8 protein-coding genes are annotated in these 8,103 nt (G+C 71.0%); all 8 read right to left on the reverse strand.

Translation table 11 applies throughout. From position 1 onward, the window contains the following. Positions 1–1,495 precede the first annotated feature (1,495 nt). The gene (gene mutM, locus VHU88_09420; protein ID HEX3611891.1) at positions 1,496–2,383 is read right to left on the reverse strand and encodes a bifunctional DNA-formamidopyrimidine glycosylase/DNA-(apurinic or apyrimidinic site) lyase; all 888 of its coding nucleotides are present in this window, start codon (positions 2,381–2,383) and stop codon (positions 1,496–1,498) included. A gap of 18 nt (positions 2,384–2,401) precedes the next feature. Beyond that, positions 2,402–3,136 carry a ribonuclease III gene (gene rnc / locus VHU88_09425; protein HEX3611892.1) on the reverse strand — a complete coding sequence of 245 codons (735 nt, stop codon included), beginning with the start codon at positions 3,134–3,136 and terminating at the stop codon, positions 2,402–2,404. A gap of 7 nt (positions 3,137–3,143) precedes the next feature. Then, complete coding sequence (gene rpmF / locus VHU88_09430; protein ID HEX3611893.1) at positions 3,144–3,317, reverse strand: 50S ribosomal protein L32; 174 nt, start codon at positions 3,315–3,317, stop codon at positions 3,144–3,146. A 2-nt stretch (positions 3,318–3,319) separates the two neighbouring features. Beyond that, positions 3,320–3,793, reverse strand: coding sequence for a YceD family protein (locus VHU88_09435; GenBank protein HEX3611894.1), 474 nt, complete (start codon positions 3,791–3,793; stop codon positions 3,320–3,322). 125 nt (positions 3,794–3,918) lie between these two features. Next, positions 3,919–4,569: a hypothetical protein gene (locus tag VHU88_09440; protein ID HEX3611895.1), complete on the reverse strand. Its 651-nt coding sequence runs from the start codon at positions 4,567–4,569 to the stop codon at positions 3,919–3,921. Then, entirely contained in the window at positions 4,569–5,060 is a 492-nt protein-coding gene (gene coaD, locus VHU88_09445; protein HEX3611896.1) for a pantetheine-phosphate adenylyltransferase, read from the reverse strand. Before coaD ends, VHU88_09440 begins: the two co-directional genes overlap by 1 nt. Then, positions 5,053–5,682 (reverse strand): 16S rRNA (guanine(966)-N(2))-methyltransferase RsmD, encoded by a 630-nt coding sequence (gene rsmD, locus VHU88_09450; protein HEX3611897.1) that lies wholly within the window; start codon positions 5,680–5,682, stop codon positions 5,053–5,055. Before rsmD ends, coaD begins: the two co-directional genes overlap by 8 nt. A 73-nt stretch (positions 5,683–5,755) precedes the next feature. After that, positions 5,756–7,963, reverse strand: coding sequence for an ATP-dependent DNA helicase RecG (gene recG / locus VHU88_09455; GenBank protein HEX3611898.1), 2,208 nt, complete (start codon positions 7,961–7,963; stop codon positions 5,756–5,758). Positions 7,964–8,103: the final 140 nt, after the last annotated feature.

Raw genomic sequence — 8,103 nt, forward strand, 5'->3', positions numbered from 1 at the left:
GACCCGCCGCCGAGGGCGCCACCGGGGTCACGGCTCTGTTCAGGAGCCTTCAGGCGATGGCTGGGCGAGGGCTGGGGGTGACGGGGCTGGGTGACGGGGCTGGGTGACGGGGCTGGGTGACGGGGGCGGGGGCACCGAGGCCGGGGGCACCGAGGCCGGGGGCACCGAGGCCGTGGGCACCGAGGCCGGGGGGGCGCCGGGGCAAGGGGGGCAAAGGGGGCGGAGGCCCGGTCGCGGGCGGAGGCTGTTGAACAAAGACGCGCCGCCCGAGGCGCGACGCGCCGCCGGGGCCGCCACCGGGGTCACGGCTGTGTTCGGCAGCCTTCGGGACGAGGGGTGGGCCGCCGGGGAACCGGAAGGGGCAAGGGGTGGGACGCCGGGAACCCGGGGGCGCCGGGGCCGGGGCCGGGGCCGGGGCCGGGGCGCACCGGGGCCGGGGGCACCGGGATCGGGGGCAAGGGGGCGGAGCCCCCAAAGCGGTGCGGGGGCGCAGCCCCCGCCGCGACGCGGAGCGCCGCAATGAAACGCTCGGCGACCCAGTGCGCGCTTTCCGCGCACGCGGAACCCCAGAGACGAGCGCTGGGGTGCTCACGCCCGCCTGCGAGCACCCCAGCGCGTCTTCCTCTTCTTGGAACGGTCAGGCCCGCCGACCGACCGCCCACGCGAGTCGGTCCGAGGACCGACGTCGCGGAAGGGTTCACCACTTGGAGGCCGCCAACGCTCGCGCGCCCGCCAGCGCGATGGAACGGGCGGACCCTCCGGGGCCGAGGCCCCTGCGGTGAAACGTCGACTCGAGAGCCGACTCCCTCTGCCCACGTCAACGAGCCATTCGGCTCGAAGTAACGCGGCAGTTCCGGCACCGTACCGGATATCGTCGCCCAACTGTTAGAAAGGTCCCCTCAGCAATTTCCCAGGAACCGGCGGGTCCGGAGACGGTCCCGGGGCGCGCGGAGGTGCAAAAGCAAAGGGCGACCCGGGTCCGCGTCGCCGCGAACTCAGGCCGCCCGGAACTATCGGACGGAACCGACCGTCAGGTGAGAGCCGGCTCGTGCAGTTCGACAGTCATCAGGTCGTGACTGTGGAGAGCTGCGCAGAGGGAGTCATTCTCTGCGCGTACTCGCATGAGCTCGGACTCGAGCTCTGCGATCCGACGCTGCATCCTCCGCATTTCATTGATCATGCGGGGGTCAGGCGCGCCGAGGTGACCGAGGATTGCTTTCGCCATCGAGTGGGTCCTCCACGCTGAGAGACCAGCGGTAGCCGATACGTCTGCTTCCGGCTCCAGGACGCGGTGATTCCCGGAACTGGGAGCGCGGGGTAACTAAAGGTTCGCACGAGAAACGGGCGCGGTCAAGGCGAGCGGCGGGCTCCGACCTGCGCAAATCGCCCTTCGGAAGCAAAGATCTTCATCGAAGGCGAGTGCTGTTCACGTGATGGTCGACCCGAACTCGGGTCCTCCGCAAGTGGAATGACCCGAACGTCGGTATCAATCCGGTCACACGGTGTGATGTGTGGACAACTTGTGAATGACCCGTGGACGGCGCTGGCAGGTCGGGCAGAGGAACGAAGATCGGTTCATGAACGGCTCGCGGGCCATCTCGCTCCCGCAGCGGGTGCACGGCCGCCCCTCGCGCCCGTAGGCCTCCAGCGACCGTTCGAACCAGCCGCTGGACCCGTTGACGTTGACGTAGAGGCTGTCGAACGAAGTACCGCCGGCAGCCAGGGCCTGCGTCATCACCGCTACGACGTCGTCGAGCAGTCGGTCGATGTCGGACGCCTTCAGCGACCTGGTCGAGCGCGCGTAGTGCAACCGAGCACGCCACAGTGCCTCGTCGGCGTAGATGTTGCCGATCCCGCTGATCAGGGTCTGGTCCAGCAGCGCCCGCTTGAGCTGGGTCTGCTTGCGGCGCAGCGCCCGGGCGAACGCGGCCCGGTCGAATGCCGGGTCCAGCGGGTCCCGGGCGATGTGCGCGACCGGCGCCGGGACCAGGGTGTCGGTCGACTCCACCAACGACTCCACGGACATCCCGCCGAAGGTCCGCTGGTCGACGAAGCGCAGTTCCGGCCCACGGTCGTCGAAGACGAGCCGGATCCGCAGATGCTTCTCGTCCGGGAGCTCCGGCGGCTGCACGAGCAGTTGCCCGCTCATTCCCAGATGAGCGAGCAGGGCCTCACCGGAGTCCAACGGCATCCACAGGTACTTGCCACGTCGTTGTGCGGCGACGATCCGGCAGTTGCGAAGCCGCGCGGCGAAATCGGCCGCGCCCGGCCGGTGGCGCCGAACGGCCCGGTCGTGCCCGACGGCCGTGCCGGCGATCCGACGTCCGACGACGAACCGCTCCAGCCCAAGACGGACCGTCTCGACCTCGGGTAGTTCGGGCATGGTCGGCGGCCGGTCGGGTCAGGCCTGCGGGGCCGACACGTCGGTCGCGTACTTGTTCCGCAGCGTGGTCCAGGCTGCCTCGGCCGCCTGCTGCTCGGCCTCCTTCTTGCTGCGGCCGCGGCCGACGCCGAAGTCCGCGCCGCCGACCCGCGCAGTGGCCTGGAACGTCTTCTCGTGGTCCGGACCGCTCTCGGTGACCGCGTACTCCGGGACGCCGATGCCGACCGTCGCGGTCAGCTCCTGCAGGCTGGTCTTCCAGTCCAGGCCGGCGCCGAGCCGCGCCGAGGACTCGATCAACGGGTCGAACAGCCGGCGCACCAGCGTCGAGGCCTCGGTCAGCCCCCGGTCCACGTAGACCGCCCCGATCAGGGCCTCGAGCGTGTCGGCCAGGATCGACGACTTGTCGCGCCCCCCGGTCCCTTCCTCGCCGCGCCCCAGGCGCAGGAACTCACCGAGCTCCAGTGCTCGGCCGACGTCGGCCAGCGCGCGCATGTTGACCACCGCGGCTCGCAGCTTGGCCAACTGCCCCTCGGGCAGGTCCGGGTGCCGGTGGAACAACGCGTCGGTGACCACCAGGCCGAGGACGGAGTCGCCCAGGAACTCCAGCCGCTCGTTGGTCGGCAGGCCGCCGTTCTCGTACGCGTACGAACGGTGGGTCAGGGCGCGTTCCAGCAGCCCGGCGTCGATGGAGACGCCGAGCCGATCCTCGAGTTTCACCAGCGATTCGCCGGCGTCGCTCGGCAGGACCGTCACAGCGAAATCAGGCGCCGAGAACTTGGCGGCGGTTGTACGTACCGCACGTAGGGCACGCCGTGTGGGGCAGCTTCGGCTCGCGGCAGCGCTCGCAGTTCGCGAGCGTGGGCGCCACGGCCTTCCAGTTGGCCCGCCGGCTGCGGGTGTTGCTGCGGGAGGTCTTCCGCTTCGGGACGGCCACCGTCATTCACTCCTGTCGTCGTTCTCACTGGCGAAGCCCTGCAGGGCCGCCCACCGCGGGTCGGTCTGCCGATGCCCGTGCCCGGGGTCGCCCGCCAGGCGCGCGCCGCAGTCGGCGCACAACCCTGGACAGTCTTCCTCGCACACCGGCTGAAGCGGCAGTTCCAGCACCACCGCGTCGCGCAACACCGGCTCCAGGTCGATCATGTCGTCCTGCAGCCAACGAGTCTCCTCATCGCCGTCCCGGCCCGGGAACACGAACAGTTCCGCGAATTCGACGTCCGCCGAGGCGGAGATCGGTTCCAGGCACCGCACGCACTCACCGGCCAGCGGTGCCTGTGCCCTTCCGGACACGAGCACACCCTCGAGTACCGCCTCGAGCCGCAGTTCCAGCTCGACCTGCGCACCCTCGGGCACCGCGATGACGTCCAACCCCAGGTCCGCCGGTGCCGGAACAGACCGGGAGATTCGGCTCATCGAACCTGGGCGGCGGCCGAGTCGACGGGTGTCGAGCACGAGCGGGGCGGCAGGATCGAGTCGCTGAATTCTCTGGGTCTCTTCGGGCATGACGCATCTAGGGTCGCTTCTGACCACGCCGAAGGTTACCCGAGTTCCTCGCGGGTGCCCAACCCGGCGCTCGGCTCGTCGGGCGCGTCGTCCATCGCCCGCAGATGCTCGCCGAGTTCCTCCATATGATGGCGGCCGGCCATTCGCTCCCGTCCGCGCCGCACCACCAGCAGCATCTGGTCTATCTCGTCGGCCAACCCGCCCAGCCGCGCGGTGACCTCGGCGACCGCGTCCGGCTCGGCCTCGGCCTCGGCCCGGGCCAGGATCGCCGTCCGGACCAGCACCGCCTCCAGGTGGGCGAGCTTGGAGTCGACGAGGTTCTCCGACTCGTCGCGTTCGGCCGCCAGTTCCACCTCGGTGCGCTTGCGCAGTTCCTGGGCCCAGACGGTCGCCGCGGCGCCGGCCGCGGTCGCGGCCAACCGCGTCTGCGCCTCCGCCCGGGCCTGTTCGCGCAGTTGCTCGGCCTGCTGGTGGGCCTCCTCGAGCACGTCATTGCCCGCCGCCAGCAGTGCGTCCGCGGCGGCAAGACTGTCCGGCAGGGCCGCGCCGAGGGCATCGAGCAACTGGAGAGTCTCGTCCCGGTTGACCAAGCAGGACGCCGAGAACGGCATCGCCCGCGCCGCGGCGACCGTCTCCCGCAGCTGCGCGAGCAGATCCCGCGGGTCACCGGCCGGCGGCGCGCTCATCAGCCACGTGACTCCGGCCCCGCCAGTCGTGCCAGGAGTCGCTCCAGGACCACGTCCGGTACCAGGCCCTTGATCTGCCCCCGGTGCGTGGCGACCTCCTTGACCAGGCTGGAGGACAGGAAGCTGTAGCGGGGGCTGGTGGCCACGAACAGCGTCTCCACGCCGGTCAGGGCGTGGTTCATCTGGGCCATCTGCAGCTCGTAGTCGAAGTCGCCGACCACCCGCAGCCCCTTGATGATCGCGGGGATGTCGTTGGCCGTGCAGTAGTCGACCAGCAGCCCGTCGAAGGAGTCGACGCGGACGTTGGGGACGTCCTGCAACGTCTCGCGGAGCATGTCGAGGCGCTCGGCCAGGGAGAACAGGCCTTCCTTGTGCCGGTTGACCAGCACGGCGACGACAACCTCGTCGGCCAGCTTGGCCGCTCGGGCGATGACGTCGAGATGACCATTGGTGACCGGGTCGAACGAGCCCGGGCAGACGCAGCTACGCACGCGGAAAGTGTGGCCCCTCCCCGTCGTCACCCGAAGGCGGGGTGCCCAGTTGGCCCGCCGGGTCGCCGGTGAACCGTCCGAACCACAGCGTTGCCTCGCCGTATCGACGCTCCCGCAGCGCGCCGAAGTCGCACGGCCACTGGAAATCCGGGTCGCGGCTGGCACGCTCCAGGACCACCAGCGCCTCCGGCGCCAGCCAGCCGTTGGCCGCGGCGGTGGTCAGTGCGGCCGCCACCTCGGCGGCGGGGACGGCATACGGCGGATCCGCGAACAGCAGGTCGAAGGCCTCCGCCGCCGGCTGGGCCAACGCCTCCGCGACCCGCGCCGTGACCACCTGCGCCCCCGGCAGCCCGAGCGCGGCGACGTTGGCCCGCAGCACCGCGCAGACGTTTCGGTCCGCCTCGACCAGCACGACCGCGGCGGCGCCGCGCGACAGTGCCTCCAGCCCCAGTGCGCCGCTGCCCGCGTAGAGGTCGAGCACCCGGGCCCCGGCCAGCGACCGCGCGGCCTCCACGGAGGAGAACAGCGCCTCCCGGGCCCGGTCGGAGGTCGGGCGGGTGTTCATGCCCTTCGGGGTGGCCAGCAGCCGGCCGCCGACGCTGCCGCCGACGATCCTGATCAAGCCGCCGCCTCGCTGCGCTCGGTGGCGTCTTGATCCATGGATGCAGTCAAATTTGTTCTCTCGCTTCGCTCGTTCACGCCTTGTCCAGGAATTCCGCCGCGGTGGTGTCGAGCAGGTCGGCCAGGGCCAGGGCGAGGCCGGGATGCTCGAGCAGTTCCGGGTCGGCGTCGAGTACGGCGCTCGCGGCCGCGCGGGCGGCCATGATCAGCTCGCCGTGCTTGAGGACCTGCAGCAGCTTCAGGCTCGAGCGCCGCCCGGACTGGGCGGCGCCGAGCACGTCGCCCTCGCGGCGGGCCTCCAGGTCGAGGCGCGAGAGCTCGAAGCCGTCGCTGATGGCGGCCACCGCGTCGAGCCGTTCCCGCGCGGGGCTGCCCACCGGCGCCTCGCTGATCAGCAGGCACAACCCGGCGGCCGAGCCCCGGCCGACCCGGCCGCGCAACTGGTGCAGCTGCGAGATCCCGAACCGGTCGGCGTCGAGCACCGCCATCACGGTCGCGTTCGGCACGTCGACGCCGACCTCGACGACCGTGGTCGCGACCAGAACGTCGATCTCCCCGGCGGAGAACGCCGACATCACCGCGTCCTTCTCCTCCGGGGGCAGTCGGCCGTGCAGTTGCGCCAGCCGCAGCCCGGCCAACGGACCGCCGGCCAGATCCGGCTCGACGTCGATCACCGCCGCTGCCGGGCGGCGCTCGGGCTCGGACTCCAGCTCCTCGGGCGAGGGCTCCACGTCGTCGTTCTCACCGATGCGCGGGCACACGACGTAGGCCTGCCGGCCCGCGGCGACCTCCTCGCGGATCCGCTCCCAGGCGCGATCCAGGAAGTTGGGGCGCTCGGCGACCGGCACGACGTGGGTGGCGATCGGCGAGCGACCGCGCGGCAGCTCGTCCAACGTCGAGGTGTCGAGATCGCCGAAGACCGTCATCGCCACCGTGCGTGGGATCGGCGTCGCGGTCATCACCAGCAGGTGCGGTGGTCGAGCGCCCTTGGCCCGCAGCGCATCGCGTTGCTCGACGCCGAAGCGGTGCTGTTCGTCGACGACCACCAGCCCGAGGTCGGCGAAGCCGACCTTGTCCTCCAGCAGCGCGTGCGTACCGACCACGATCCCGGCCGCGCCGGAGGCGGCGTCGAGCATCGCCGCGCGGCGGGCCGGTTGCGACGACGAACCGGTCAGCAGCGCCACCCGGGTGCCGCGGGCGTCGCCGCCGAGCTGCCCGGCCTGCGCCAGCGGGCCGAGCATGGCGCACAACGAGCGGTGATGCTGCTGGGCGAGCACCTCGGTGGGCGCGAGCAGCGCCGCCTGTCCCCCGGAGTCGACAACGGTGAGCATCGCCCGCAGCGCCACGACCGTCTTGCCCGACCCGACCTCGCCCTGCAGCAGGCGGTGCATGGGATGCGACGCCGCGAGGTCGGTGGTGATCTCCTCGCCCACCTTGGCCTGACCCGCCGTCAGATCGAACGGCAGCCGTTCGTCGAACGCGGTCAGCAGGCCGGCGGAGCCGGCTCGGCGCGGCGTGGTCGACAGCCGCCGCACGTCGTTGCGGCGCTGCACCAACGCGCTCTGCAGGACGAAGGCCTCTTCCCAGCGCAGGCGCTTCTGGGCCCGGCGGACCTCACCGAACCCGCGCGCCCGGTGGATCTCGCGCAGGGCCTGCCCGAGGCCGATCAGGCCTTCCCGCTCACGCAGTTCGACCGGCAACGGGTCGTAGGACTCGAGGTTGTGACCGGCCAGCCAGGTCAATGCGTCACGCATGTATCCGGGCAGGTCCCAGCTCTTCAGCGATCCGGACGAGGGGTAGATCGGGATCAGTTCCTCGGCCCAGTCGACCACCGCGGAAGTGTCGGCCTCCTCCGGCAACAACTCGAACGCAGGGTGCGTCAGCTGCCGCTCGAACTTGAACATCCCGACTGTCCCGGCGAACAGGCCGCGCACCCCGGGCTTCAGCCGGTGTCCGGAGTTGCGGTTGCCGAAGAACACCAGCGACAGGTCGGCGGTGCCGTCGGTGACGACGATCCGCAGCACGTTCCACGGTTTCCGGGCCAGCCGATGGTTGTTGACCGACTTCACCTCGGCCAGCACGGTGACCTCGGAGCCGATCTCCAGATCGGCCAGCGAAGTGAGCTTGCCCTTCTCCTCGTAGCGCCGCGGGTAATGGCGCAGCAGATCCCCGAAGGTCTGCATTCCGAACGCCTTCTCGAGCTTCTTGACCCCAGCCGGCTTCAGAGCCCGGCTCAGCGGTTCACCCAGCGGATGGTGCAGCACCGTTGCAAGCTCGCTCACCGGCGTGCGTCCGTCCGCCCCTGCGGGTTCAGCGACGGCGGACACTGTGACATTGGTTCACTCGCAAGCTCGCTCTCCGGCGTGCGTCCGTCCGCCCCTGCGGGTTCAGCGACGGCGGACACTGTGACATTGGTTCACTC

The organism is Sporichthyaceae bacterium (genome assembly GCA_036269075.1).
Classification (GTDB): domain Bacteria; phylum Actinomycetota; class Actinomycetes; order Sporichthyales; family Sporichthyaceae; genus DASQPJ01.

Excerpts from the sequence above, each read along its gene's own strand:
- mutM (HEX3611891.1), bottom strand. The coding sequence starts at position 2,383 with ATGCCCGAACTACCCGAGGTCGAGACGGTCCGTCTTGGGCTGGAGCGG.
- VHU88_09435 (HEX3611894.1), bottom strand. The coding sequence starts at position 3,793 with ATGAGCCGAATCTCCCGGTCTGTTCCGGCACCGGCGGACCTGGGGTTG.
- VHU88_09440 (HEX3611895.1), bottom strand. The coding sequence starts at position 4,569 with ATGAGCGCGCCGCCGGCCGGTGACCCGCGGGATCTGCTCGCGCAGCTG.